Below are 21,927 nucleotides of genomic sequence, written 5' to 3' on the forward strand. Positions count from 1 at the left end.
ACTTTACACCACCAGCCATGCGGCCAGCAGTCATATTCGGTATTAGCCCCCGTTTCCGAGGGTTATCCCAAAGCCTAGGGCAGGTTGCTCACGTGTTACTCACCCGTTCGCCGCTCGAGTACCCCGAAGGGCCTTTCCGCTCGACTTGCATGTGTTAAGCACGCCGCCAGCGTTCGTCCTGAGCCAGGATCAAACTCTCCAACAAAAACTTGTTGAAAAACTGTCCCGGCAACAAAAGTGTTGCCAAAGGAATCCAAACCAGCCGAAGCCCTAAAGCCCGACCAGCCCGGGTATAAATCATAATTGGCACTGGCTTATCAAGCACCCTGTTGAGTTCTCAAAGAACAACCACACACCATCCGAAAACCCCCACCAGGAGGGCCCCGTCCGGGGCTTTACCGTACCCGCACCCGCCGCTCTCGCGCCGGGCACTTTTACTACGTTACCCGCCGATTTCCGCTGTGTCAAACCGGTGTAACCCGATCCGACCCGCTTCCACCCAATTTACGGGCACCACGCATTCGCCGACTTTCGCCGCCTTGTTCGTGGTTTCCGGCAGGCCGGCCGCTGCGGTTACCCGCTAGCTTGCCCGGTGCCCTACCGGCGATGAACCATACCCGGTCGGTCTCGCCTCGCCAAATCCGCCCTGCGGCAGATCCGGGGCCCCGCCCGGCCCGGGCCCCGAGGAATACCACCCTCGCCGCCCGAAGCTCATTCCCGCGCTCCGGCCTAGCGGGCTTCCGCCCGTTTCGTCCGTTCCGCGCTGGCAGAGAGAAAGTTACGCCCCCGGCTGATTGCTCGTCAAATCAGCCGGGGGCGTCCCGCGTCACACTTTCGACGTACTTGGTTGGTCGAGCAGCTCGACGCCGGCGAAGGACTTCTTGCCGCGGCGCAGCACCAGGTACCGGCCGTGCAGCAGGTCCGCCGGAGAGACCCCGGCGTCGACCTCGGTGATCCGGTTGTTGTTGACGTACGCGCCGCCCTCGGCGATCACCCGCCGGGCCTCCTTCATGCTCGACACCAGGCCCGACTCCTTGAGCAGGCCGGCGACGTCGGGCAGCTCGGTGAGGTGGACGAGCCCGGCCTCGGTCAGCGCCGCCCGCAGCGTCTCCGGGGTCAGCTCGTCCAGCGCCCCCCGGCCGAACAGCGCCTGGCTGGCGGCGACCGCCTGGGCCATCTCCCGCTCGCCGTGCACCAGGGTGGTCAGCTCCTCGGCGAGGGCCCGCTGGGCGAGCCGGGCCGCCGGCCGCTCCGCCGTCTCCTTCTCCAGCTGCTCGATCTCCTCACGGGGGCGGAAGCTGAAGTAGCGCAGGTAGCGGACCACGTCCCGGTCTTCGGCGTTGAGCCAGAACTGGTAGAACGCGTACGGGCTGGTCAGCTCGGGGTCGAGCCAGACGGCGCCGCCCTCGGTCTTGCCGAACTTCGTGCCGTCGGCCTTGGTCACCAGCGGGGTGACGAAGGCCTGCACCGGCCCGGCCCCCCGGCGCCGGACGTAGTCCACTCCGGCGGTGATGTTGCCCCACTGGTCGGAGCCGCCGAACTGTAGCTGGCAGCCGTGCCGGCGGTGCAGCTCGTAGAAGTCGTTGGCCTGGATGAGCTGGTAGCTGAACTCGGTGAAGCTGATGCCGCTCTCCAACCGGGCCCTGACCACCTCCCGGGCCAGCATCTTGTTCACCGGGAAGTGCTTGCCGACGTCGCGGAGGAACTCGACCACCGACATCTCGGCTGTCCAGTCCAGGTTGTTGACCAGTTGCGCCGCGTTCTCCCCCGTGTACGACACGAAGGGCGAGAGTTGGTCGCGGATGCGGCCCACCCAGCCGGCGACCACCTCGGGCGGGTTCAACGTCCGCTCGGCGCTCTCCTTGGGGTCACCGATCTGGCCGGTGGCCCCGCCGACGAGCAGCAGCGGCCGGTGCCCGGCGAGCTGGAGCCGGCGGGCCGTGGCGACCTGCATGAGGTGGCCGACGTGCAGGCTCGCCGCCGTCGGGTCGAAGCCCACATAGAAGGTGGCGACCCCGCCGTCGAGCAGCGCGCGCAGCTCGTCGGGGCCGGTCGAGTCCTGGATGAGGCCTCGCCACTGCAGGTCTTCGGTCAGGGGGTCCCGCGCGGTCGGCGGGGGGCTGCTGTCGGTCACGGTCACCGATTCTCCCCCATCCCCGGGGTCGAGCCGTACCGGGTTTGGCTCTGATCACGGTTGGCTAGGCTGGCCCCTTCCGTACCCGAGGAGGAGCCGTCGTGGAGATGCCCGACCCGGCCGGGGGCTTCATGGCCCTGCTCGGCCTGGAGTTCGACGAGGTGAGCGGGGACCGGGTGGTCATCCGGTGGCGGGTCCGCCCCGAGCTGCACCAGCCCCACGGCATCCAGCACGGCGGGGTGTACTGCGCGGTGGTGGAGACGGCGGCGAGCATCGGTGGCTCGCTGTGGCTGGGCGAGCGGGGCCGGGTGGTCGGGGTGTCGAACCAGACGGACTTTCTGCGGGCGGTGCGCGACGGCGAGCTGACGGCCGTCGGCACGCCGGTGCACCGGGGCCGCAGCCAGCAGCTCTGGCAGGTGGAGATCTCCGACGCCGCCGGGCGGCTGGTCTCCCGGGGGCAGGTCCGGTTGCAGAACCTGACCGCAGACTGAGCCACCCGCCGGATGCCCGGTTCGGGGCATGAAGGGCGGTACGCCCGGTTATCGTCGCGGCGATGGCATTCGCTGACCAGTACCCGAGGTGAAGAAGCTCCTCGCCGCCACGCTCGGCGTGCTCTCCGCCGTCGGTGGGTTCGTGGACATCGGCGACCTGGTGGCGGCGAGCCAGGCGGGGGCGCGCTTCGGCATGGCGCACGCCTGGGTGCTGCTGCTCGGGGTGGTCGGCATCTGCGCGTACGCGGAGATGGCCGGACGGATCGCGGCGGTCAGCGGTCGGGCGGTGTTCGACCTGGTCCGGGAGCGGCTGGGGCCGCGGGTGGCGCTGCTCAACCTGGTCGCCTCCTACCTGGTGACCGTGCTGACCCTCGCCGCCGAGCTGGGCGGCGTGGCGTTGGCCCTGCAACTGGCCTCCGGGGTGAGCTACCTGATCTGGGTGCCGGTCGCCGCCCTGGCCGTCTGGCTGGTGCTGTGGCGGATGCGCTTCCAGCTGATGGAGCGGGTGTTCGGGCTGGCCGGGCTGACCCTGGTGGTGTTCGCGGTGGCGCTGTTCTGGCTGCCGACCGACTGGGCGGCGCTCGGCCGGGGCGCGCTGCACGGCGGGGCGGCGGGACAGGGCTGGGGGGCGTACTGGTTCGTGGCGGTGGCCCTGTTCGCCTCGACGGTCAGCCCGTACGAGGTGTTCTTCTTCTCCTCGGGCGGGGTGGAGGAGAACTGGGGCGAAGCGGACCTGGCCGACGCCCGGACCAGCGTGCTGATCGGCTTCCCGGTCGGCGGGTTCCTCGCCCTGTCGCTGATCGCCACGGCGGCGGTGGTGTACCACCCGAGCGGGGCGTCGCTGGACTCCCTCGACCAGGTGGCGCAGCCGGTGGTGCTCGCGTTCGGGGGCGTGGGGCTGGCCGTGGCGGTGCTGGCGTTCTTCGCGGTGACCTTCGGCGCCGCGCTGGAGACCGGGCTGGGCGCCGCGTACGCCGCCGCGCAGTACTTCGGCTGGCAGTGGGGCAAGCGGGTGAGCCCGCGGGAGGCAGCCCGGTTCCACAGCGTGCTGCTGGTCAGCGTGCTGCTCGGGGTGCTGGTGCTGCTGACCACGGTCGACCCGGTGACGCTGACCGAGTACATGCTGATCATCACTGCGGTGGCGCTGCCGCTGACGTACCTGCCGATCCTGATCGTCGCGAACGACCGGACGTACCTGGGCGACCGGGTGAACGGGCCGGTGTTGAACCTGCTGGGGGCGGTGTTCCTGCTGCTCATCGTCGCCGCGGCGGTGGCGGCGATCCCGCTGGCGTTGGCGACGAGGATGGGCCGATGAGGATGCAGGTCGGCCGGCAGTTGCTCGACCGGCAGATCGTCGACCGGGACGGGCGGCTGGTCGGCAAGGTCGACGACGTGGAGTTCGGGGTCGACACCGACGGAACGCCGTACGTGGCCGCCCTGCTGAGCGGGCAGGGGGCGCTCGCGCAGCGGATCGGCGGCCGGGTCGGGCGGCTCCTCCTCGCGGTGGCGGACCGGTTGGTCGACGACCCGCCGGTGCCGCCGCTGCGCGTCCCGTACCCCCTGGTGGAGCGGGTGGACAGCGCGGTTCGGCTGCGGGTCGGCCTCGACGAGCTGCCCGGCTCCCCGATGGAGGAGTGGCTGCGCCGGCACCTGATCGACCGGATCCCGGGATCGCACCGTGCGAGCGGGTGAGCTGCTCGGCCGGACCGCGTACGACCTGCGCGGGCGGCGGTTGGGCCGGGTGGTGGACGTGGTGGTGCGCGGGGACGGCCCGGACGGGCGGCTGCGGCTGACCGACGTGGTCGTCGCGAGGCACTGGTACAGCCGGATGGTCGGCCGGTTGATCGGCCCCGAGCGGCACCCGTCGGGGCCGTGGCTGATCCGCTGGGTGGCCCGGCTGCTCGGCCGGAACAGCCAGCAGGTGCCGACCGACATGATCCGGTTGGTTCCGCCGGTGCCCGGCTTCCCGTTCGGGGACCCGCCCTGAGCCCCGGAGGTGCTGCCGGGCCGGCACGCCGAGGCGTCGGGTCCGGCCTCCGCGCCGAGGCGTGGGCCGGCACGCCGAGGCGTCGGGTCAGCCGCGTGCCGGGTCGAGGGCGGGTTCGGCGTCCTGGGTCTCGGCGGCGTCCGGCTCCGTAGGTGCGGCGGCCCGGCGCAGCCGTACCGCGGTGATGGCCCGGTGGTCGATGTCGGCGACCTGCAGCTCCCAACCGTCGCTGGTGACGTCCTCGCCGGCGACGGTGGGGATGTGCCCCAGCAGGGTGAGCACCAGTCCGGCGACCGTGGTGTAGTCGCCGGCCGGTCGGCCGGGCAGGTCGACGCCGATGTCGGGCAGGTCGTGCACCGGGAAGGTGCCGGGCAGCAGCATCGCGCCGTCGGCCTCGGTGCGTACCCCGTGCACGTCCCGGTCGGTCTCGTCGTAGATCTCGCCGACGATCTCCTCCAGGATGTCCTCCAGGGTGACGATCCCGTCGGCCGCGCCGCGCTCGTCGACGACCAGGGCGATGTGCTGGCGTTCGGCCTTGAACTGGCGCAACGCGTCGACCACCGGCAGCGAGTCGGGCAGCAGCATCGGCGGGCGGGCGCACTCGTCGACGGGACGGTCGTCGGGCACGCCGACCAGGTCGCGCAGGTGGATGACGCCGACCGCGTCGTCGAGGCCGCCGTGGCGCACCACCGGCGCGCGGGAGTGCCCGGTGGCGGCCAGCACCAGCCGCGCGGCCTCCGCGGTGGTCCCGCTGTCGAGCGTGAAGACCTGCAACCGGGGTACGAGCACCGCGCGCAGCCGCCGGTCGGCGATCTCCACCGCGCCGGCGATGATGGTCCGCTGCTCCTTGGTGAAGCCGTGGTTGCCGGCGACGATGTCGCGCAGCTCGTCGGGGCCGATCTCGTCCGGCTCGTGCTTCGGGTTGAACCCGACGAGGCGGACCACCAGGTCGCTGGTGGTGCCGAGCGCCCAGACGGCCGGCCGGGTGAGGGTGGCCAGCAGGTCCAGCGGGCGGGCCACCAGCAGCGCCCAGCGCTCGGCGGCCTGCATGGCGATCCGCTTGGGCGCCAGTTCGCCGAAGACCAGGGTGACGAAGGTCAGGACCAGGGTGACCGCCACGATGGCGACGGTGTCGGCGGCGCTGCCGAACACCCCGAGCAGCGGCACCAGTGGCTTGGCCAGGGAGACGGCCGCGGCGGCCGAGGCCATGAAGCCGGCCAGGGTGATGCCGATCTGGATCGTGGCGAGGAAGCGGTTGGGGTCCTTGGCGAGACGGGCCAGCACCCGCCCGGCCCGGCTCGTGCGCTCCAACCGCTGGATCTGACTGTCCCGCAGCGAGACCAGCGCCATTTCACTGCCGGCGAAGATCGCGTTGAGGACGACCAGGACTCCGACCAGGGCCAGTTGGCTCCAGTAGCTCTGCACGCCCGGTTCTCTCCCTCACGAGGACGACCCGGTCGGGTAGGACCGGCGGCGCCGCCCGAGGACCCGGCCGGCGTAGGGCTCTCTGTGCCCCGTGCGCGGGTCCGCGAACCCTGCCCCCGCGAACCGGCCGATCATCCGGGCCGAGCTGCTGGTCAGGGTTCCGCGAGCGGCGGGTCAGACCCGGTCGGCGACGGGCGGGGCGGGCAGATCGAGTACGTAGGAGCCGCCCACGGGGCGGAAGCCGAGCCGGGAATAGTAGGGGGCGACCATGCCGGGCGGGCTGACCACCCGGTGGAATCCCCGGTCCGTGAAGAGGCTGCTGCGCCGGTAGACGAACTCACCGGGGGTGAAGTCACGGAACCGCTGGGTGACGTAGTCCAGGTCGACCTGGGCGACGTCGTCGCCCTCGGCGTGCGACAGCACCACCCCGACCACCTCGTCGGCCCGGACCACCAGGAACGCCGAACGCCGGGTGGGGTGCCCGCCCCAGCGGAAGCCGGGGTTGAACCGGGCGATGTCGGCGGCGTGCACCCGCAGGGTGTGGGCCAGGAACTGGTCGTCGACCCCCACCTCCACCACCTCGTACGTCTGCTCGTCGTGCCGGGTGGCGAGCATCTTCCGCAGGTACCACACGTTGATCACGGCGAGCACCACGTTGAGCCCGACCATCGGCCAGACGGCGAGGGCGGCGTTGTAGCCGATCAGCACGAGGCAGCCGACGAGGTTGAGCGCACGCAGCCGGAGGACGCGCGCCTGCAGCAGCGACCAGACCAGCAGCGCGGAGCCGATCCAGCCGATCAAGTCCAGCCAGTTCACCCCGCGAGACTAGTGGTAACCGGCTGAGTCCGCCTGCTGGTGCGCAGCCCAATTTGCCGCGCCCGGGTCAGCCGGCGAGTTCCAGGACCCATTCCTCGATCTCGGCGCCGCGACCGTTGGCGTACCCCCGGTCCTCGCCGCGGACGACGAAGCCGCACTTGCGCAGCACGGCGAGGGAGGCGGCGTTGTCCTTGGCGGCGCGGGCGTGCACCGGTCGCTGCGGCAGCTCGGCCAGCAGCGTGGCGAGGGCCCGGGTGGCGTAACCGCGACCCCAGCGGGCCCGGTCGATCCAGTAGCTGACCTCGGTCTGGGCCTCGACGGGGAAGGCGGCCACGTGGCCCACGACCGCGCCGTCGACGGTGACGGTGCGGGTGACGATGGCCGGGTCGGCGCGGATGCGCCGCCAGTGCGCGTCGAACGCCGCCCGGTCGGTCGGGTCGGCGGGGCCGAAGGCGGCCACCCGGTTGGCCTCCGGGTCCTGCTCGAAGGCGAAGAGGTGGGGCAGGTCGTCGTCGCATACCGGGCGCAGGCGCAGGTCCTCGGCGGTCACCGGGGCAGGGTACCGGCCGCTGGGACGGGCCGGGCGCCCTCCCTCACCGACGGGCTGATCAAGAGGTTTGCGTCACGCCAAGGCCGGAAGGCATGGGTGGGGTCGGCGTGGCGGGCGGCGGCAGGTACGAAGGGGACAGCCGGCCGTGGCAGGATCACGACATGAACGGATCAGGGACGTCCCGTTGGCTCCGGACCCGGGTGGCACCGGCGCACGCCACGGGTGCCCTCGCGGTCGGGGCGCGGGCGGTGGGCGCGGCCGCGACCGGCTCGCTCGCCGTCGCGGCGCTGGCCGGCGGGGCCGTCGCCGTGGCCGTCGTCGCGATCGGTCGGCTGACGATCCGTCGGGCCGTCATTCGGGAGCTGCGCATCGGGCGGCTGGAGGTCGACGAGCTGATCGTGCGCCGGCGCGTCGGCGGCGATCCCGCCCGGGGGTCCACCCACGACGGGTGACGGGGGCCCTCCGGGAGCTGCCGCCCTTCGCCCCGCCCACGGGACGGGCGGCGCGGGACGGGGCGGTCAGCCCGTCGGGGGCAGGGCCGCGGGGTAGCCGTACAGGTCCAGCAGGCGTACCCGGGACGCCTGGAGACGGTCCACCACCACGCTCATGAACCGGGCGGTGAGCTGCCGGCCGAACGCGTCGTCGGACTCCATCAGCCGGCGCACCCCGACGGCGGTGAACTCGACGGCGGTGCTGCGCCGCACGGCCACCGCCCCGAACTGCCAGTGGTACGGCGGGAAGAGCCAGGACCAGCCGAGCACCCCGCCCGGGCCGATCGTCTCGATCCCCACGTCCCCACGACCGGGCACCGGAAAGTCCAGGGCGACCTCCCCGCCCCGGACCAGCCAGAACCGCTCGGCGGGCTGACCGGCCCGGAACAGCCGGTGGCCGGGGTGCCAGACGACGGGTCGGGCGTACCCGGTCAGCCGGGTCAGCCAGGGCTCGGGGACGTCGGCCAGGAACGGGTGGTCGCGGAGCATGTCTAGCGGGGTCATGGCGCCTCTTCTCGCCTCGGCGCGGGGCCCCCGCGCATCGCCCGGGAACCTCGTAACGGTGGACAGCTTCGACCTCCTGTCGATGGTCCCACCCCCATCCGAACCCCTCGTGCGCTGTCGGGGGCAGGGCCGTTGGTCCCGGGCCGCCCGGGCGCAACGCCCCTGCCGCCGGCGGCTCGCACGGACGACCGTGGAGGGGATGGCGTGCCCGGTGACGCGTCGCGGGGGCAACAGGGAGCTCGACATCATCGCCGGGTTGCAGTCCCGGGGGCACGTGGTGGCGATGACCGGCGACGGGGTCAACGACGCCCCGGCGCTGCGCCGCGCCGACATCGGGGTGGCGATGGGCGGGGGCACGGAGGTGGCCCGGCAGGCCGCCGACCTGGTGCTGGTCGACGACGAGCTGTCCACCGTGGCCGCCGCGATCGGCGAGGGCCGGCGCATCTACGACAACATCCGCCGGTTCCTGCGCTACGCCCTCTCCGGCGGGGTCGCCGAGATCGCGGTGATGCTGCTCGGCCCGCTGTTCGGGCTGCCCGTGCCGCTGCTGCCGGCGCAGATCCTCTGGATCAACCTGCTCACCCACGGGGTGCCGGGCGTGGCGCTCGGGGCGGAGCCGGCCGAGCCGGGGACGCTGCGCCGCGCGCCGCGCTCGCCGCAGGAGTCGGTGCTGGGCGCCGGCCTGGGCCGGGACGTCCTGGTCACCGGCGGGCTGATCGCGGCCGTGGTGCTCGGTGCCGGGGTGGCCGCCGCCCGGTGGGACCGCCCCTGGCAGTCGGTGGTGTTCGTGGTCCTGGGCCTGGCGCAGCTCGGGGTGGCGCTGGCGGTCCGGGCGCCCCGGCCTGCAGGCGGGCGGGCGGGCAACCCGGCGCTGCTGGTCGCGGTGGCCGGCTCGGCGTTGCTCCAGGTCGGCGGGGTGCTGGTCGAGCCGCTGCGGACGCTGCTCGGCACCGACCCGCTCGGGGCGACCGAGCTGGCGGCGTGCGCGGCGGTCGCCGTGCTGCCGGGGCTGGCGCTGCGCCTGCTGCGCCCGCGCCGAGGCGGCGCCCACACCGGACCGGGCCCCACCTCGGCGGAGCCCCGCGAGGATCCCGGCCCCGCCGACGCGGTGCCCGACCCCGCTGGCGACGGGGACCCGGGACCAAAGGCCCGCAGGTCGGGGCCAGCGGCCCTGACCGTCGCGCCCGCACCGGAGCAGGCTGGAACCGGACGAAGGAGGATGCGATGACCAACGTTTGCGGTGCCCCGGTCGTGGTGGCTGTGGACGGTTCCGCCTCGGCCCTGGACGCGGTCCGGGTGGCGAGCCGCGAGGCCACGGCGCGCAACCGCCCGCTGCGGGTGGTGCACGCCCTCAGTTGGCCGCTGATCGGCGCCGCGCTCGGAGCGTTGGCTGGCAGCCCGCCCGAGGCGGGGCCGCGCAATCACGCGCAGGAAATCGTCGCCGAGGCGGTCGCCGAGGCGAAGAAGGTCTCTGCCGAGGTCGACGTGGTCGGCGAAATCGTCGACGGCTCCCCCACCCCGGTGCTGCTGCGGGAGTCCCGCGACGCGGCGCTGCTGGTGCTCGGTTCCCGCGGCCTCGGCGGCTTCGCCGAGCTGCTGGTCGGCTCGTCGGCGGTCCAGGTGTCGGCGCGGGCCGACTGCCCGGTGCTCGTGGTGCGCGGCGAGGCCCGTGCCGACGGACCGGTGGTGGTGGGCGTCGACGGCTTGGCGCTGTCCACCGAGGCCATCGGATTCGCCTTCGAGGAGGCGGCGCTGCGCAACACCGACCTGGTGGCGGTGCACAGCTGGCTCTACCCCACGCCGGTCGGCTCCGGCGAGGTCCTGCCCCCGGCGTACGACGTCGACGCGCTGGTCGAGGAGGAGGAGCGGGCGCTCGCCGAGGCAGTCGCCGGCTGGTCGGAGCGGTACCCGCAGGTGCGGGTGCGGCGGCGCCTGGTCCAGGGCGCGGCGGCCCGGATGCTGGTCGAGGAGTCCGCGTCCGCCCAGCTGACCGTGGTCGGCGCGCACGGCCGGGGCGCGTGGGGCGGGCTGTTCCTCGGTTCGGTCAGCCACGCCGTGCTGCACCACGCCCGCTCCCCGCTGGCGATCGTGCGGCACCGCCGGGACGCCGACCACGGCTGACCCCGCGTCGTACCCGTGTCGTGCCCGCGTCGGCCGCTCCCCCGCCCGGCGTGGGCACGACGGGTGTCCTGGTGACGGGCACCGGGCCGGGCACGACGTCTGCCGGGACGACCTCCGGCCTCCTTCCCGGCGGGCGTGCCCGGCGGCGTGTCCGGGCAAATGCCGGTGATCGGCGGCAAGGCCGTCGACAATGGCCTCTGATCGAGCCCGGGAGAGCTGATGAACCGACCTGTCGTGGTGGGCGTGGACGGATCGCCGTCGAGCCTGGTCGCCGCCGAGCACGCGGCGCAGGAGGCCGCATGGCGGTCCCGGCCCCTGCTGCTGGTGCACGGCTACCTGCACCCGCTCGGCTATGGCGTGCCGATCAACCCGTACGACCTCGGGGTGCCCGCGCCGACCGACGAGTCCCGGCGGATGCTCGACCGGATGGCGTCCGAGCTGCGCGGGCGCTGGCCCGCCGTGGACGTCGAGGTGCGCCAGGTGGCCGGCGGTCCTGCGGCGAGCCTGGTCGAGGAGTCCCGCCGGGCGGAGCTGGTGGTGGTCGGCAGCCGAGGGCTGGGCGGCTTCGCCGGCCTGCTCGTCGGCTCGGTCAGCGCCCAGGTGGCCGGGCACGGGCACTGCCCGGTGCTGGTCGTCCGCCCCGAGGAGCAGCCGATCCCGGTCGGCGGCCCGGTGGTCGTCGGGGTGGACGGGTCGGAGCCGGGGCGGCTCGCCGTCGCCCTCGCCGCCGCCGAGGCGGCCCACCGGGGCATCAACCTGGTGCTGGCGCACGCCGCACCGGCCGACGACGCCCGCCCGGTGCCCGACGAGGTCGCGGAGTCGGGGGCGGCGGCCCGGGCCGACTCGACGGACCTGCTCGACGGGGCCGCCGCCGAGGTCGAGGCGGCGCACCCGGGCCTGACCGTCGAGCGGCGGTCTCTGCGGGCGGCCAAGCCCGAGCAGGCGCTGATCGAGGCGAGCGGGGACGCGACCCTGGTGGTGGTCGGCTCCCGTGGGCGCGGGGGCTTCGCCGGGCTGTTGCTCGGCTCGGTCAGCCAGGCGCTGGTGCAGCACGCGCACTGCCCGGTGCTGGTCGCCCACCCGTACCCGGCTGACGCCGGCTGAGCGGCCGGGCGACCACCCCGGCCCCGACCACCCCGGCCCCGACGGCGCCGGCCCGTCGGCGCCGGCCCGTCGGCGCCGGTCAACGTCGACCGGGACCGAGGGCGGCCGGCGGGGTGGGGTTACGGGCCGGCTCCGGTCAGGGCCGGTCGCGGCCGGCGAGCAGGTCGTCGAAGCTGGTGGTGAGCGCGAACGGGTCGGGCGGGGCGGCGGTGGGCCGCCGCCGCACCTGGTCGGCCAGCTCCCCGCTCGCGCGAACGATGCGGGCGCGCAGGGCGCCCTCGGCGGTCCCACCGGACCAGTCCTCCGGCGCGGCGAAGACCGCCGTGGGCACGACCACCGCCCGCAGGTACGCGAACATCGGCCGGAGGGCGTGCTCCAGGGCCAGGGAGTGCCGGGCCGTGCCGGCGGTGGCGGCGATCAGCACCGGCCGGTCCACCAGCGATCCGGAGTCGAGCACGTCGAAGAACGACTTGAACAGCCCGTTGTACGACCCGTTGAAGATCGGCGTGACCGCGACGACACCATCGGCCCCGGCTACCGCGTCGAGGGCCTGCCGCAGCGCCGGCGACGGGAAGCCGGTGAGCAGGTTGTTCACCACGTCGTGGGCGTGGTCGCGCAGCTCGACCGGGCGCAGCTCGACCTCGACGCCCGCCCCGGCCAGCTCGTCGCGGGTGGCCGCGGCGAGCTGGTCGGCGAGCAGCCGGGTGGACGAGGGCTGGGAGAGCCCGGCGGACACCACGGCCAGGGTTCGACGGCTCATCGGCTGGCCTCCGTCCCCGACCCGACGGCGGCAGAACCGGCGGCGGCCGACTCTGCGGCCCGGGCGGCGACGAGCGACGCGTGGGTGGGCGCCTCGGGCACGTGCGCGGGGCGCAGCGCGTCGAACTCCCGGCGCAGCACCGGGACCACCTCCTCGCCGAGGAGGTCGAGCTGCTCCAGCACGGTCTTCAGCGGCAGGCCGGCGTGGTCGATCAGGAAGAGCTGCCGCTGGTAGTCGCCGACGTAGTCGCGGAATCCCAGAGTGCGGTCGATCACCTGTTGCGGGCTGCCCACGGTCAGCGGGGTCTGCTCGGTGAACTCCTCCAGCGACGGGCCGTGACCGTAGACGGGGGCGTTGTCGAAGTACGGACGGAACTCCCGCACCGCGTCCTGCGAGTTGCGCCGCATGAACACCTGCCCGCCGAGCCCCACGATCGCCTGCTCCGGCGAGCCGTGCCCGTAGTGGGCGAAGCGCTCCCGGTAGAGCCCGACCATCCGCTGGGTGTGCTCGGGGGGCCAGAAGATGTGGTTGGCGAAGTAGCCGTCGCCGTAGTACGCGGCCTGCTCGGCGATCTCCGGGCTGCGGATCGAGCCGTGCCAGACGAACGGCGGCACCCCGTCGAGCGGGCGCGGCGTGGCGGTGAAGGACTGCAACGGGGTACGGAACTTGCCGGACCAGTCGACGACGTCCTCGCGCCACAGCCGGTGCAGCAGGTCGTAGTTCTCGATGGTCAGCGGGATGCCGGCGCGGATGTCCTTGCCGAACCACGGGTAGACCGGGCCGGTGTTGCCCCGGCCGAGCATCAGGTCGACCCGGCCGTCGGCCAGGTGCTGGAGCATCGCGTAGTCCTCGGCGATCTTCACCGGGTCGTTGGTGGTGATCAGCGTGGTCGCGGTGGAGAGCAGCAGCCGCTCGGTGCGGGCCGCGATCCAACCCAGCATGGTGGTGGGCGACGACGGCACGAACGGGGGGTTGTGGTGCTCGCCGGTGGCGAAGACGTCGAGGCCGACCTCCTCCACCTTGCGGGCGATCGTCACCATCGCCTTGATCCGCTCATGCTCGGACGGCTCCCGCCCGTTGGTCGGGTCGACGGTGACGTCTCCGACGCTGAAGATCCCGAACTGCATGACCCACTCCTCGCTGACTACCGGGGCCGTCTGGCTACCCTCGGACGCAGCGCACAACCTATTTGACGAGTCAACTATTCCGTCGGGCGGGGCCCCGCCGGCCGGGCCGGAGTCAGCCGCCGGCCACCGAGGGAAGCACCCGCACCTCGGCACCGGGGCGGACCGGCGCGGCCAGGCCGCCGGCGTGCCGGCAGTCCTCCCCGTCGACGTAGACGTTGACGTACCGGCGCAGGTCACCACGCTCGTCGCGGAGGCGGCGGGACAGCCGGGGCCAGCCGTCGGCCAGTTCGTCGAGGACGTCCCGCAGCGTGCCGTGGGCCCGGACGGTGAGCCGCGCCGCCCCGCCGACCTCGCCGCGCAGCGGACCGGGCACCAGGACGGTGACCACTCAGACCTCCGCGGCCCGGACGCAGAGCACGTCGGGCAGGTGGGCGGCGACCAGGGACCAGGAGTCGCCCTCGTCGCGGCTGGCATAGACCTCGCCGGAGCGGGTGCCGAAGTAGACCCCGGCCGGGTCGGCGTCGTCGGCGCACATCGCGTCGCGCAGCACCGCCGGGTAGAACGGGCCGTCGGGCAGGCCGGCGGAGAGCGGCTCCCACGTCCCACCGGCGTCGGCGGACCGGTAGACCCGGCAGCGGTGGTCCACCGGGAAGCGCTCCGAGTCGGCGGCGAGGGGGAACGACCAGATCATGCCGGGGCGGGTGGGATGGGCCACCATCGGGAAGCCGAAGTCGCTGGGCAGGCCGGCGGCGATCGAGGCCCAGGTGCGCCCCCCGTCGTCGGAGCGGTAGACCCCGTGGTGGTTCTGGGCGTAGAGCCGCTCGGGGTCGCCGGCGTCCCGGGCGATCTTGTGGACGCACTGGCCGAACTCGGGCCACTCGTCGGGCAGGTAGCGGGCGTGGATGCCGGTGTTGCCCGGGGCCCAGCTCGCCCCCGCGTCGTCGGACCGGTAGACCCCGCCGGTCGACATGGCCACCACGAGCCGGGCCGGGTCGCGCGGGTGCGGCAGGACGCTGTGCACCGCCTGCCCGCCGAAACCCGCGCCCCACTGCGGGCGGTGGGGATGGTCCCAGAGCCCGCGGACCAGCTCGAAGGTGCGCCCGCCGTCGACGGAACGGAACAGCGCCGACGGCTCGGTGCCGGCCCAGACCACGTCCGGCTCCGCCGGCCCGCCGGGGGTGATCTGCCAGACCCGACCGAGACTCGCCGCGGCGTCGGCCGGGAAGGCGACCGGGGCGTGCTCGGGCTCCTGCCAGGTCGACCCCAGATCGTCGCTGGTCGCCAGGCTGGGCCCGAAGTGTGAGCTGGACGTCCCGGCGAGCAGGCGGGGAACGGCGCGCCGCTTGTCCACCGCCACCGCGTAGACCCCGGTCATCGGGAAGTGCGGGCCGCCGATCTGCCAACTTCGACGGCCGTCGGTGCTGGTGGCGAGGAAGAGCCCCTTGCCGGTGCCGATCGCGAGCAGGGTCGTCATGGGCGTTCCTCCGGTCAGCCGGGGCAGGTGGCGTGATTATGGCCACGGGGCCCGACAGAATCCCGGCAGACGCACCGGGGCGGTCGCCGCCGGCTCAGCGGCGGGAGCGGGGCACGTGCCGGCGGTACCCGCTCACCGTCGGGTCGCCGGAGATCCAGAACCGCCAGGGCACGTCGTGCGCGCCGGTCACCCCGACCCGGGGGCCGGCCGCGATCGCCGCGTCGGGCACCGGCTCGGCAGCCGGGCGCAGCCGCACGGGCCCGTCGCCGAGCAGGTGGCACCCGTACACCGCCTTGTCGATGCCGAGGGCGGCGCAGAGCCGGGCCGGCCCGCGGGCCAGGTCCACGTCCCGGCGTACGGCGGTGCGCCGGGCCCGGGCCGCCTCGACGCCCTCGATCACCTCGCCGGCCCGCAGCAGCACCGCCGACGCCTCCCCGTCGGGCCCGGTCACCACGTTCACGCACCAGTGCATGCCGTAGGTGAAGTAGACGTAGGCGTGCCCGGCCGGGCCGAACATCACGGCGTTACGCGGGGTACGGCCCCGGTGCGCGTGCGAGGCCGGATCGCCGGCCGTGCCGGCGTAAGCCTCGACCTCGGTGATCCGGACGGTGACCCCGTCGGTCGAGAGCCGGCAGCCGAGCAGGCCCCGGGCGGCCGGCACGACCGGCCCGGCCAGCAGCTCGGCCAGCGCGGCGAGGCCGACGTCGCGCGTCGGCCTGGCGGAGGGCGACACCATGGCCCGAGCCTAACCGGGGGCGGTCCGGTGCGCCCGGCGACCACCGCCCCGGCGACCGCGTCGTCCACCACCCCGGCGGCCGTCGCGCTCCGGGGTTCCCGGCTCCAGGCGGTTCAGCCGAGCGGCTGCTGGAGGCTGACCAGGTTGCCGCAGGTGTCGTCGAGGACCGTCGAGAGGACCGGCCCGGTCGGGACCGGCGGGGCGGTGAACGTGACGCCGAGACCGGTGAGCCGTTCATGCTCCCTCGCCAGGTCGTCCACGGCGAAAATCATCACCGGCAGGCCGGCCGCGCGCAGCCCCTGCTGGTACGCCTGCGCCACCGGCGAGCCGTTCGGCTCCAGCAGCAGGTGGACGCCGTCGGGATTTTCATCGTGATCAAGAGCGCCTGAGCAGGTGCGCGGCGGCGCGTCGTTGCTCCAGATAGGACGAAACTCCCGGTAGGACAGCAGCCGACCAAGACGCACTGCCCAGCACGGCTTCGTTGCTGACCTATCCTTCCAGCATCCCGCTGTCCACGCGAAGCCCGACCTGCCCGACCGAGCTGATCCCCGATCGACGCCGCGCGCTCGGCGGTCGTTGGCGTCGGCTGCCCGCACAGCAGCAAGCGCTGATGGCCTTGGCCCACCTGCGCAACGGCGATACCCTCCCCCGCCCCGTCACCCCGATCATCCAGGCCCGTCCTCGCCCTCCAAGCCGCCGGGGACGCCCGCTACCCACGATGAGAATGGCTCAACGCCTGCCTCGACATGCTCGACCCGCTCTTCAACGCGTCATCCGGCAACACGGCCGCCCCATGGAGACGGCATTGCCTTAGGCTGATGCCTGTGCTGTCCACCTTGAACAATCGCGATCCGCGAGAGATCGGCGGGTATCGCCTGCGCGCCCGGCTCGGTGCCGGAGGCATGGGCGAGGTCTACCTCAGCTTCGCGCCGGGAGGACGCCCGCTGGCCATCAAGGTGATACGCCCGGAGTACGCCGATGATCCGGCCTTCCGAGCCAGGTTCGCGCACGAGGTACGGGCGGCCCAGGAAGTATCGGGCCGGTACACGGCGCCGCTGCTGGAAGCCGGCCCGGACGCGCCCGTGCCCTGGCTGGCGACGGCATACGTGATCGGGCCGACGCTGCTGGACGCAGTACGCGCGTATGGCCCCCTGCCGCTGTCAACCGCGCAGACGCTGATCGCTGCGATAGCCTCCGCGCTGCAGAACATCCACTCATGCGATGTCATCCACCGGGACCTCTCGCCAGGCAATGTCATCATCGCCGCCGACGGCCCGAGGGTCATCGACTTCGGCATCGCCCGCGCGACGGACATCACCAAGAGCCTCATGACGCGCACGCCCATCGGCACGCCCGGCTTCATGGCTCCGGAGGTTGCGCTCGGTCGGGAGGCCGTGCCAGCCTCTGACGTCTTCGCCCTCGGCGCGATCGCGTACTTCGCCGCGACCGGCCGATCAGCCTACGGTGACGGGACGTTTGCCAGCCAGCTCCTGCGGATCACCAACGGCGAGGCGGACCTGACCGGCTGCCCGCAGGAGCTGCGAAGCCTGATCGAGCGTTGCCTGTCGGTCGACCCCACCGGTCGGCCGACCACCGCAGAGGTGATCGCCGAATGCGCCGGCACGCCCAGGCCGGCCGAGGGCTGGCTGCCTCCGGCGATGACGACCGACATCGCCGCACGTACGGCGGAGCTGGCTCGCATCGCGGCCCAACCCGCACCGCCGGCTGAGGTCCTGCCCCGCCGGAACAGCGCCCTGCGGTGGCTGATCGCCGCCGGAGCCGCGACCGTGGTGTTGACGGCAGCGATCCTGGTCACGGTCAAACTGCTCGCGGGGTCAACAGCCGACCCGGGAAGGGACCCCGAGGAGCTGGCCGGCTCGTCATCGACGCCGGCTGCTCAGGTCAGCGGCACAGCGGCGGCGGCCAGCCCGCCATCTCCGTCCCCATCTCCATCTCCGACAGCGGACGAGGTCGGGTGGACGGGCGTCATCCGGATCAACCGCGATGGCATCGACATGGACCGGATCCCTCCCACCGTGGACCCGAACGCCGGCGTGATCGACCTGGAACTCGGCCTTACTAATGACCTGGAATCCACGATCGACGGAATCGGCGGCGGACGGGAGACCAGCGTCGCGCACCTGCCCGCGGGCGCCCAGCCATCGCCCCGGACCTGCCATGACCTGATCTCGACGGTCGGGACCACCCGTCTCGTGGTCCAGAAGAACTCGATCTTCTGTTTCCAGACCGAAAAGGGCCTGGTGGGCTACGCCACCATCACGAAAATCAGTGGCGGCTTCACCGCGGGGAACACCGCGAAGGCGACGGTGTGGGCCACTACGGAGTTCGCCTGAGTTCGGCATACGCCTTGATACGACGTACCAGCGAATGGTCGGAGCCCAGCTCCGCCCCAGCCCGAGCAAGCAGCCGCACCAGCGCGAAGGCCGCGAAAGCCTCGCGTCCCTGACCGAACTGGACCTGGATCTCAGTGAACTGGCCGGCCAGCCGGGAGGCGACGGCCTCCGCCGCGGCCCGCGCCCCGCCGACACTGGCCAGGGCGTCGCGGACCTCCGCCGCGCCGGGTCGCACGGCCGGATCAGCGGCGAGCATGCGATCGACGAGGTCCGCCAGGCCTGGCGGCAGCGCCGGCCGCAGCTGCGCGAGCGATCGGGCGGCCCGTCCGGAGCTCGGGTCCGCCGCGACCGGCATCGACCCACTGAGCAGCACGTGCAGGGTAACGCCGAGCGCGTAGACATCGGAGGGCGGACCGCTGAGCAGTCCCTTGCGCCGCTCCGGCGCCATGTAGCCAGGCGTGCCGACCACCACACCGATCTGGGTCACCCGGGTCAGGTTCGGGGCGGCGGCGAGCCCGAAGTCGACCAGCTTGACCTGCTGACGGCCGCGCTCACCGTCCAGCATGATGTTGTCCAGCTTGATGTCGCGATGCACGATCGGGTCCGCCCGGTCGTGCAGGACCGTCAAAGCGCCGGCCAGCGCGACCCCGTAGCTGGCCGCCTCGTCCACCGGGAGCGGCAGCCGCGGCTTCACGAACTTCAGCAGATCCGGACCGGTGAGCCGTTCCATGACGATGTAACTGTCACCGACATCGAGAATGTAGACGATGTTGGGGTGCCGGATCCCGGCGAGCACCTTCGCTTCGCGCAGCAACCGGGCGAGGTGAGCCGGCTCTCCCTCATCCTTGACCACCTTGATCGCGACATCCCGGTCCATTTTCGTGTCCCGTGCCAGGAAGACCTGCCCGAAGCCGCCGGCGCCGATGCACTCATTAAGGATGTAGCGATCATCCAGCCGCCAGCCGATCACGGGTGATCCCGGTGCTCGCGAGTCTGCGCGTCGAACGCCACAGCGGGCGGCTCGGCAGGCGATGACGGCCCGACGTCAAAGACGTAGTGTCGGCCGCTGACCACCAGCTTGACCCGGTCATGCAGGGCGGCCGCATCGCGGAAGTTCCACCGCTCCGGCCGGCCGGGCGCGAGCCGGCGGCCTTTGATGCGCACACCGTGGCTGCTGCGTAGATCGGTTATCGTCAGCGCCTGGCCGTCCCAGCGGATCTCGGCGTGACGCCGGCTGATCCACTCCAGGAGCGCCGCTGGCACGCGCTGGAGCAACTCCCGGCTGACGATCACCGGCTCTCCCGGCGGCACCTGAAAACGATCGACCACTTTACGGTCCACAGATACCTTGATCTGCAACGGGCGTACGAGCGGGCCGAGGTCGGCCATCGTCTGCCGGTGCGTCGGGCAGCACACCCGACCGTTGCGGTACACCGGAAGCGGTTGGCCATCGGCACGTTCGGCGCCGAAAAGCGGGCAGTCCGGCTCGGGACACAGCCAAGCACGCGACAGAGGGGCGCGCCGCAGCTGGCGTTCCCGGTCGTACAGCCCTGCCTCCCGCAGCAGATCATGCTCCTCGGCGCTGGACAGCAGATGTTCAGGGTAGATCGGGATCTCCCGCGCGATGACCCGGACGCCGTCGCCGTCGGGCGCCATGCCGAGGAAGCGGTCGGAGCTGCCCGGGATCCAGGGAAAAACCCGATGCCTGCCCTTGAAGGTGTCGTGGCTGACAATCCTGGCACCGGTGACATCAGCGATCTCAAGGAGGCGATCGTCCGCGCCGTCCCGGGCCTCGACCCAGCCGAAATCAATCCAGCGCTTCAGCGCGCGCCTGTCGGCCGGCGGCAGCAGGTCCTCCCGGCGGCAGAGCGACCAGTCGGTCACGGCGTACACCCGAACGGTCTCGTCCTGCAGGTAGACCTTGAGACCGTTGACCAACGCCGGCAGGCGGCGCAGGTCGGCTTTCCGTTCACTGCAAAGCCCACGCTCGCGCACAACATTAGATAGATCAAGCACGACATCTATCACGTCCGGAACCGTGGTTAGATGCTCTTCAATCAACACGTCCACAGTGTACGCAGCCAAAGCGGGCTGCGAGCGCCCGAAGCCGGTTCGCGCAATGGAACATTGTGCTGCGTGGCGTCTGTGGAACCAACAGTGAGCCTCTTCCAGCCCGATCTTGCTAAATGTAGCTAGGGGCTGCCAGCGGCTCCTCGGCAGCTTGGCCCTCGGCCACTGGCGACGACGTGGCTCGGGCGGCGGCGATCGCGGCCTGCCCGGACGGCACCATGATCGCCACGATCATCACGGCGATCGTGACCAGGCCAGCCACGATCAGCAGGGTCTGGACGCTGAGCACGTCGGCCAGCGGGCCGAACACCACCATGCCGATCGGGGTGGCCAGGGCCATCACGATGCCGACGTAGCTGAACACCCGGCCGTGCTTCTCCGGCTCCACCGTCTCCTGGATCAAGGTCATGAACGGGGTGGAGAACAGGGGGACCGCGAGCCCGAACAAGAACATGAAGCCGTAGAAGACCCACAGGTTGGTGCTGAGGCCCAGCGCCACGGTGAGGATCGCGAAGCTGAAGGTGGAGATCAGGATGAGTCCGATCCGGCTGCGCTTGGCCAGCCAGGTGGAGATCAGCGCTCCGCCGAGCAACATTCCCACGCTGAACGCGATCTCCAGTACGGCCAGCATCCACTTTTCGCTACCGAAGGTGCGGGCCACCATCAGCGGCGTGACGAACGACGGCGCGACGGTGAGCATGAAGATGATCGCGAAGACCAGCAGTAGCCAGCGGACGATCCGGTGGGTCCAGATGTACTGCATGCCCTCGACCAGGTCCTGCCGGTAGGTGGTCGTGGTCTCTGTCGCCCGATCCAGGGTGGGCACCGCGACCAGGGTCAGCAGCCCGATGCCGAGCACGGCGGTGATCACGTCCAGGAAGAAGACCGGCACCACTCCGAAACCGGCGTAGATGGCGGCAGCCACCGCCGGAGCCAGCAGGGCCATGGCGGAGCTGATGGTCTGGAACATGCCGTTGACCCGCATCAGCTGGTCGGCCGGCACGATCTGCGGAATGATCGCCTGCACCGTCGGTGTCTGCACCCCGGCCCCGAACGAGCGGACCGCGACCGCCAGCAGGATCACCCACAGTTCCGTGATGCCGTTCAACATCAACAGGGCCAGGACCAGGGTCGCCGCCGCAATGCCCGCGTCGGCGATGATCGTCAGCGTCTTGCGGTTCATCCGGTCGGCCAGCACCCCGCCGAAGATCGACACGACACCCTGGGGGGCGAACGCACAGACGGCGTAGAGCGCGATCGCCAGGCCGGACTTGGTCTCCAGCGTGACGTACCACATGACCACGTACTGGACGACCATTGAACCGAACAGCGACACGGTCTGGCCGGACAGGAAGAGCGCGACGTTGCGTTTCCAGTGTGCGGGTGCCGGCGCGGGACTGCTCTCGGGGGCAAGACTTGTCTCGGGCACGGTCTCCTCAATCAGGGCAGTTCGTCAGCGGCGACGGCAAAGATAACCGCAGGGTGTGACGCCATCGGGGCACTGGCGAACGGCCCGGCTCGGTTCGGGAGGCCGGTTGACTCGTACGTCGGCGAGCACTCGCCCGATCAACCCAACCCGGCAACCGCCGGGCGGGGCCGGGGTTACGCCTGGTGCGGCAGTTGATTTCCGGCAGCGTGAACGCTCCCGTGGCACGCCCAAGACCATACCGGGGTCAGGTGGCCGTGGCTCGCCATTTAACCGGGAGCGGCGCTGGCCGCCGCCCGCCTACACCGGGGTGCTTCCTCGCTGGAACAGGCTTCTCGGCGCTGTCTCGCCTTCGCA

The 21,927-nt window shown here is 72.2% G+C and carries 23 protein-coding genes and 1 rRNA gene (1 of these 24 cut by a window edge); 9 read left to right on the forward strand and 15 right to left on the reverse strand.

Annotated features, from left to right (window positions below):
* Positions 1–205 (reverse strand): 16S ribosomal RNA (locus tag OG559_RS00015) (it extends 1,312 nt beyond the left edge of the window).
* 621 nt (positions 206–826) lie between these two features.
* Positions 827–2,134, reverse strand: a complete 1,308-nt coding sequence (gene tyrS, locus OG559_RS00020; protein WP_405110699.1) for a tyrosine--tRNA ligase — start codon at positions 2,132–2,134, stop codon at positions 827–829.
* A 107-nt stretch (positions 2,135–2,241) separates the two neighbouring features.
* Between tyrS and OG559_RS00025 the strand changes: the two genes are divergently transcribed.
* The 4 genes from OG559_RS00025 to OG559_RS00040 all read left to right on the forward strand — a co-directional run bounded on the left by OG559_RS00025 (position 2,242) and on the right by OG559_RS00040 (position 4,612).
* Positions 2,242–2,625: a PaaI family thioesterase gene (locus tag OG559_RS00025; RefSeq protein WP_405116281.1), complete on the forward strand. Its 384-nt coding sequence runs from the start codon at positions 2,242–2,244 to the stop codon at positions 2,623–2,625.
* Positions 2,626–2,713: 88 nt separating this feature from the next.
* Positions 2,714–3,940, forward strand: a complete 1,227-nt coding sequence (locus OG559_RS00030; RefSeq protein ID WP_405110701.1) for an NRAMP family divalent metal transporter — start codon at positions 2,714–2,716, stop codon at positions 3,938–3,940.
* The gene (locus OG559_RS00035) at positions 3,937–4,317 is read left to right on the forward strand and encodes a hypothetical protein (protein WP_405110704.1); all 381 of its coding nucleotides are present in this window, start codon (positions 3,937–3,939) and stop codon (positions 4,315–4,317) included. Before OG559_RS00030 ends, OG559_RS00035 begins: the two co-directional genes overlap by 4 nt.
* A complete protein-coding gene (locus OG559_RS00040; protein ID WP_405110707.1) occupies positions 4,304–4,612 on the forward strand; it encodes a PRC-barrel domain containing protein in 309 nt (102 codons plus the stop codon). Before OG559_RS00035 ends, OG559_RS00040 begins: the two co-directional genes overlap by 14 nt.
* Positions 4,613–4,699: 87 nt before the next feature.
* Here the strand turns inward: OG559_RS00040 and OG559_RS00045 are convergent, their stop codons facing one another.
* The 3 genes from OG559_RS00045 to OG559_RS00055 all read right to left on the reverse strand — a co-directional run bounded on the left by OG559_RS00045 (position 4,700) and on the right by OG559_RS00055 (position 7,403).
* Positions 4,700–6,037, reverse strand: coding sequence for a hemolysin family protein (locus tag OG559_RS00045; RefSeq protein WP_405110709.1), 1,338 nt, complete (start codon positions 6,035–6,037; stop codon positions 4,700–4,702).
* A 174-nt stretch (positions 6,038–6,211) separates the two neighbouring features.
* Positions 6,212–6,853, reverse strand: coding sequence for a hypothetical protein (locus tag OG559_RS00050; RefSeq protein ID WP_387019291.1), 642 nt, complete (start codon positions 6,851–6,853; stop codon positions 6,212–6,214).
* Positions 6,854–6,920: 67 nt separating this feature from the next.
* The gene (locus tag OG559_RS00055) at positions 6,921–7,403 is read right to left on the reverse strand and encodes a GNAT family N-acetyltransferase (RefSeq protein ID WP_405110712.1); all 483 of its coding nucleotides are present in this window, start codon (positions 7,401–7,403) and stop codon (positions 6,921–6,923) included.
* Between the two features lie 161 nt (positions 7,404–7,564).
* Here OG559_RS00055 and OG559_RS00060 point away from each other — a divergent pair, with 161 nt between their 5' ends.
* Positions 7,565–7,855, forward strand: a complete 291-nt coding sequence (locus OG559_RS00060; protein WP_405110715.1) for a hypothetical protein — start codon at positions 7,565–7,567, stop codon at positions 7,853–7,855.
* Positions 7,856–7,921: 66 nt separating this feature from the next.
* Here OG559_RS00060 and OG559_RS00065 read toward each other — a convergent pair whose 3' ends face one another.
* Positions 7,922–8,398, reverse strand: coding sequence for a cyclic nucleotide-binding domain-containing protein (locus OG559_RS00065; RefSeq protein ID WP_396673801.1), 477 nt, complete (start codon positions 8,396–8,398; stop codon positions 7,922–7,924).
* Between the two features lie 211 nt (positions 8,399–8,609).
* Between OG559_RS00065 and OG559_RS00070 the strand changes: the two genes are divergently transcribed.
* The 3 genes from OG559_RS00070 (at position 8,610) to OG559_RS00080 (ending at position 11,623) form a co-directional block, all read left to right on the forward strand.
* On the forward strand, positions 8,610–9,626 hold the full coding sequence (locus tag OG559_RS00070) for an HAD-IC family P-type ATPase (RefSeq protein WP_405110718.1): 1,017 nt from the start codon (positions 8,610–8,612) through the stop codon (positions 9,624–9,626).
* On the forward strand, positions 9,623–10,519 hold the full coding sequence (locus OG559_RS00075) for a universal stress protein (protein WP_405110721.1): 897 nt from the start codon (positions 9,623–9,625) through the stop codon (positions 10,517–10,519). Before OG559_RS00070 ends, OG559_RS00075 begins: the two co-directional genes overlap by 4 nt.
* A 219-nt stretch (positions 10,520–10,738) precedes the next feature.
* Positions 10,739–11,623, forward strand: coding sequence for a universal stress protein (locus tag OG559_RS00080; RefSeq protein ID WP_405110724.1), 885 nt, complete (start codon positions 10,739–10,741; stop codon positions 11,621–11,623).
* Between the two features lie 136 nt (positions 11,624–11,759).
* Here the strand turns inward: OG559_RS00080 and OG559_RS00085 are convergent, their stop codons facing one another.
* From OG559_RS00085 to OG559_RS00110, 6 genes are all read right to left on the reverse strand, one after another.
* The gene (locus OG559_RS00085; RefSeq protein WP_405110726.1) at positions 11,760–12,383 is read right to left on the reverse strand and encodes an FMN reductase; all 624 of its coding nucleotides are present in this window, start codon (positions 12,381–12,383) and stop codon (positions 11,760–11,762) included.
* Entirely contained in the window at positions 12,380–13,510 is a 1,131-nt protein-coding gene (locus OG559_RS00090) for an LLM class flavin-dependent oxidoreductase (RefSeq protein WP_405110729.1), read from the reverse strand. The genes OG559_RS00085 and OG559_RS00090 overlap by 4 nt, the downstream gene beginning before the upstream one ends.
* Before the next feature lie 112 nt (positions 13,511–13,622).
* The gene (locus OG559_RS00095) at positions 13,623–13,898 is read right to left on the reverse strand and encodes a ubiquitin-like small modifier protein 1 (protein ID WP_396673807.1); all 276 of its coding nucleotides are present in this window, start codon (positions 13,896–13,898) and stop codon (positions 13,623–13,625) included.
* Positions 13,899–14,984: a WD40/YVTN/BNR-like repeat-containing protein gene (locus OG559_RS00100; RefSeq protein WP_405110732.1), complete on the reverse strand. Its 1,086-nt coding sequence runs from the start codon at positions 14,982–14,984 to the stop codon at positions 13,899–13,901. It lies immediately after the preceding gene.
* A 94-nt stretch (positions 14,985–15,078) separates the two neighbouring features.
* The gene (locus tag OG559_RS00105; protein ID WP_405110735.1) at positions 15,079–15,720 is read right to left on the reverse strand and encodes a DNA-3-methyladenine glycosylase; all 642 of its coding nucleotides are present in this window, start codon (positions 15,718–15,720) and stop codon (positions 15,079–15,081) included.
* Positions 15,721–15,833: 113 nt separating this feature from the next.
* Positions 15,834–16,184 carry a VOC family protein gene (locus OG559_RS00110; RefSeq protein ID WP_405110738.1) on the reverse strand — a complete coding sequence of 117 codons (351 nt, stop codon included), beginning with the start codon at positions 16,182–16,184 and terminating at the stop codon, positions 15,834–15,836.
* 360 nt (positions 16,185–16,544) lie between these two features.
* Between OG559_RS00110 and OG559_RS00115 the strand changes: the two genes are divergently transcribed.
* Positions 16,545–18,074, forward strand: a complete 1,530-nt coding sequence (locus OG559_RS00115) for a serine/threonine-protein kinase (RefSeq protein ID WP_405110741.1) — start codon at positions 16,545–16,547, stop codon at positions 18,072–18,074.
* Here the strand turns inward: OG559_RS00115 and OG559_RS00120 are convergent.
* The 3 genes from OG559_RS00120 to OG559_RS00130 all read right to left on the reverse strand — a co-directional run bounded on the left by OG559_RS00120 (position 18,058) and on the right by OG559_RS00130 (position 21,573).
* Positions 18,058–19,044 carry a serine/threonine-protein kinase gene (locus OG559_RS00120; RefSeq protein WP_405110744.1) on the reverse strand — a complete coding sequence of 329 codons (987 nt, stop codon included), beginning with the start codon at positions 19,042–19,044 and terminating at the stop codon, positions 18,058–18,060. The genes OG559_RS00115 and OG559_RS00120 overlap by 17 nt on opposite strands.
* Positions 19,041–20,138: an FHA domain-containing protein gene (locus tag OG559_RS00125; RefSeq protein WP_405110747.1), complete on the reverse strand. Its 1,098-nt coding sequence runs from the start codon at positions 20,136–20,138 to the stop codon at positions 19,041–19,043. Before OG559_RS00125 ends, OG559_RS00120 begins: the two co-directional genes overlap by 4 nt.
* 118 nt (positions 20,139–20,256) lie before the next feature.
* Complete coding sequence (locus OG559_RS00130) at positions 20,257–21,573, reverse strand: MFS transporter (protein WP_405110750.1); 1,317 nt, start codon at positions 21,571–21,573, stop codon at positions 20,257–20,259.
* Between the last annotated feature and the right edge of the window lie 354 nt (positions 21,574–21,927).

It is taken from the genome of Micromonospora sp. NBC_01405 (genome assembly GCF_045040155.1).
Lineage (GTDB): Bacteria > Actinomycetota > Actinomycetes > Mycobacteriales > Micromonosporaceae > Micromonospora.

Bases quoted from the DNA above. Each gene is read 5' to 3' on its own strand.
- OG559_RS00090 (WP_405110729.1), bottom strand. From the start codon at position 13,510: ATGCAGTTCGGGATCTTCAGCGTCGGAGACGTCACCGTCGACCCGACC.
- OG559_RS00100 (WP_405110732.1), bottom strand. From the start codon at position 14,984: ATGACGACCCTGCTCGCGATCGGCACCGGCAAGGGGCTCTTCCTCGCC.
- OG559_RS00025 (WP_405116281.1), top strand. From the start codon at position 2,242: ATGCCCGACCCGGCCGGGGGCTTCATGGCCCTGCTCGGCCTGGAGTTC.
- OG559_RS00075 (WP_405110721.1), top strand. From the start codon at position 9,623: ATGACCAACGTTTGCGGTGCCCCGGTCGTGGTGGCTGTGGACGGTTCC.
- OG559_RS00065 (WP_396673801.1), bottom strand. From the start codon at position 8,398: ATGACCCCGCTAGACATGCTCCGCGACCACCCGTTCCTGGCCGACGTC.
- OG559_RS00080 (WP_405110724.1), top strand. From the start codon at position 10,739: ATGAACCGACCTGTCGTGGTGGGCGTGGACGGATCGCCGTCGAGCCTG.
- OG559_RS00085 (WP_405110726.1), bottom strand. From the start codon at position 12,383: ATGAGCCGTCGAACCCTGGCCGTGGTGTCCGCCGGGCTCTCCCAGCCC.
- OG559_RS00105 (WP_405110735.1), bottom strand. From the start codon at position 15,720: ATGGTGTCGCCCTCCGCCAGGCCGACGCGCGACGTCGGCCTCGCCGCG.
- OG559_RS00035 (WP_405110704.1), top strand. From the start codon at position 3,937: ATGAGGATGCAGGTCGGCCGGCAGTTGCTCGACCGGCAGATCGTCGAC.
- OG559_RS00060 (WP_405110715.1), top strand. From the start codon at position 7,565: ATGAACGGATCAGGGACGTCCCGTTGGCTCCGGACCCGGGTGGCACCG.